This is a genomic window from Calothrix sp. CBUCES-K 9914 (assembly GCF_059640475.1).
The window spans coordinates 1-3,219 of sequence record NZ_JBXXZH010000473.1 but is presented as its reverse complement, the minus strand read 5'-3'; the positions used below and the strand labels follow the sequence as shown (position 1 = coordinate 3,219).

General features: G+C 38.3%; 2 protein-coding genes and 1 pseudogene. 2 read left to right on the top strand and 1 reads right to left on the bottom strand.

The window, feature by feature from the left end; translation table 11 throughout:
* The coding region (locus AC2JBO_RS44090) for a hypothetical protein (RefSeq protein ID WP_496959937.1) at window positions 1–350 on the top strand (350 nt) is incomplete at its 5' end.
* Between the two features lie 167 nt (window positions 351–517).
* Here the strand turns inward: AC2JBO_RS44090 and AC2JBO_RS44085 are convergent.
* Window positions 518–1,561, bottom strand: a pseudogene (locus AC2JBO_RS44085) (IS701 family transposase).
* Window positions 1,562–1,582: 21 nt separating this feature from the next.
* Between AC2JBO_RS44085 and AC2JBO_RS44080 the strand changes: the two are divergent.
* The gene (locus AC2JBO_RS44080) at window positions 1,583–3,133 is read left to right on the top strand and encodes a TrbI/VirB10 family protein (RefSeq protein ID WP_496959936.1); all 1,551 of its coding nucleotides are present in this window, start codon (window positions 1,583–1,585) and stop codon (window positions 3,131–3,133) included.
* Window positions 3,134–3,219 lie beyond the last annotated feature (86 nt).

The following is a 3,219-nucleotide window of genomic DNA, read 5'->3' as shown; positions in this document are numbered from 1 at the left end:
ACACTGTAACCGGAGTTCAGAACCCTCCAACTCCTAGTGCTTTTGACATCGCCGCAGATGCTGGTAGTCTTGCTAGTAGACCAACAGTTTGTGTGAGACTCAATAACAATAGAGGCACAGGTAATACAGTCGCTGACTATAGCTTGTATAACGGTAACTTTGCTAGCAATGGCGCCACATTCCAAGTTGAGAATGGAGTGTTCGCAACCAATATCGGCAGAATTACGCTGCAAGCATACAATGGCACAACTCTTGTACCCGCAACTGCAACACCAACTGCTATTGGATCTGCAACTATATCTAGTGGTTCTGGATTCACTTCTGTAGCAAATGGCTTCTGTCCTAATTAGACATAACATGCTTGAACGATAATGAATTTTATTGAATGGTGTGGCTGTGGTTGTTCGGATAACTTTGCTGCATTAACTCAAAGTCAACGAAAAACACGACTGTTATGGATAATCTTAGTTTTACTTACGTAGGACTTACGCATTGACAAAAATAGCAATCAATGTGTTTAAGCAGTGCAAGCACTAGTTAAATTATTTACAATATGTTCACGTACAACATTTGTAAATAAGTTTTTTTGTACTTAGTACCAATTATAAATTATCTCTTCCGAGCGCATTTTTTCCAAGCGGACAAATGCTTGAAGTGAGCAAAATATGTGTGTTTTAATTGCATAACTATCTCTAACCATGAATCGACAAATACCACATACTTGCTTTATTGCTCTATGAAAGGTTTCAATTTTCCAATGAGTATCATGTATTGTAATAAATTCGCTTCTCGTTATCTTTTTTAAATATTCTTCGTCACTGAGGTTTTCTTGATTTGGTAAATATATAATGTAATGTCTAGAGTCTTCTTTTTTGAAATCTTTCCTAAACAACTTTATAAATCCAAATTCTTTAAGATGAGTTATTAAACCTTCGTCTGGAATGTCCAGACTGCTTACTTGGCAATATTTTCCAGGACTATTTGAAACAGTTCTATTTTTCTCAACACCAAATAAAAAACCCAATCTCTGGTTTCTTATAAATTTCAAGTTTTCTACCCCTGAGTACCAACTATCTCCAGTTACTAGTCTTGGTTTTAAACCCCAATTTATCACTTCCACTACCATTTATTGAAAGTAATCGTTCTTTGTTTTTCCCTCCTTTTTATCATATATTCTATAGTTTAGCGGAACTGAATTTCCATGAATATCACTATAGTATAATGTTATTAAATTTAAACCTTTAATCGTTTTATGATATTTACCTGACCAAAAATATCCAATCAACTCTGCGTATTTTGGATTACTATATAATTTTTCTAGTACTGTGTCATCAACACTTAAAATTCCTCCTGTTAAATTGACTATACTCGTTATCATATCGAACAAATCTTTCGGCTCATACCTTTCTCTTAGCAAAAATCGATTTACACTGTCATGCGAAACGTCCCCTAATATTTCTGCCAAGCGAGAACATCCTCCATACTTTGGCTCTGATAATAAAAACAGAGTGTAAAGTTCTAGATCGCATTGCGCCGTAGAGGGTTTGCTGATTTCTCGCACTTGTCCGATACCTATTTGTAGATGGCTCCTTTTTTCCGCTACACTATTTTACCATTATGTCAATGCGTAAGTCCTAGTATAGATAATTGGAATTCACATGAAGACTGGCAAGCACGAATGGCTGATTTAGTTGGTTTTGAAGAAATTGTAGAAAATCAGCCAGAAAGTGCATTAATTGTTAGTAATGAAGAATCCTCCCTTGCTTCACAACCACAGCCAGTTCAAACTAAAAAGAAATCACTAGCTCAAAATCCTTTCGCCAAAGCAAGCTTTGTAGGCGCCACAACTTTAATTGCAATATTAGTAGGTGGTGTATTTCTTACAAAAATGATGAATGGAACTAGTAACCAACCCAATTATGTTCCAGATACACCCAAAGTAAACAAAGAACCTGAAATAGCAGCACCGAGACCGGAAGACGAAATAGAAGTGCTAAAAACAAAACTAGCACTTGCAGAACAGGCAAACGCCGTCAAACTTGCACAGTTACAGCTAAGAACTGTACAACCTAACCTACAGCAAACCGTAACCTCAACCCCAACAACCACCGTACAAACACAAGCCAAACCTAGAGAAATAATCAGAACTGTAGTACAAAGATTTCCAACTCCGGTGCCAACAGTTTATATACCCCGTACTGTGACAGTAGAGCGTATCGTACCTCGTACCGTAACAGTAGAGCGTATCGTTAAAGTTCCGCAACCTGTTGGGCAACCAGTGGTTAAACCAACACCTGTAAAAGTCGTATCAAGCAATCCTCAAGTAATGCCAGCAAAAGTTGAGCCACCCTTAGCATCAACTTCGCTGCCAACATTACCACCAAAAACCATAGCCATACAACAAAATCAACCTCCAGCAAACACTCCACCAGCACCAACAAATCAAACTACCGAAAGCAATGTTGGTATGAGTAAACCAGTACCAGTAGGAACAAGTGCGAAAGCAGTGTTAACAACCGCATTGTTCGGGGAAATGAATAAAGCAGGAAATGACAACAATAATAATGATCATGACAATTCTTTTGTCGTAACATTGAAAGAACCATTGAAAACCGCAGATAATGGAATTGCCTTACCAGCGGGAACCGAGCTATTAACACGAATTCGTAGAATTAGCGATGCTGGGGTAGTAGAGTTAACGGCTGTTTCAGTTGTATCCCTCAAAGATGGTAAACCTAGCGAAATACCTTTACCTAATAGTGCAATCAAAATTCGTGCTAGCAAAGGAAAACCATTAATTGCGAATAAATATCATGACAAAGGAAGCGCCATTGCAGGAATGGATGCAGGATTATTTGCTTTAGGTGGTATTGGTAAAGCCGCAGAAATATTAAACCGTCCGCAAACACAATATATTACAACAGCAAGCGGCAATATAGTAACCGACAGTAACCCTAGAGGTAACGTAGCAACAGGAGTTTTAGAAGGAGGTATGGGAACTATAGTACCTCAAATTACCGTTCGTAACCAGCAAGCAATTTCCGAAATGATGGGACGGGGGAATCTTTGGTATTTACGCGCGGGTACAGATGTTGAAGTATATGTAAATAAAATCGTCCAGTTTCAGAATTAACAATCTTGTGGAATGGGCATCCCTGCCATTGGTGTCAAGTTAAGGTTGGCGCCCATACGTCAACGATAGGTTTTGTGATGAACGAG

What these genes read in the sequence shown, in the direction of transcription:
- AC2JBO_RS44080 (WP_496959936.1), top strand. Translation starts at nt 1,583, where the DNA reads ATGGCTCCTTTTTTCCGCTACACTATTTTACCATTATGTCAATGCGTA.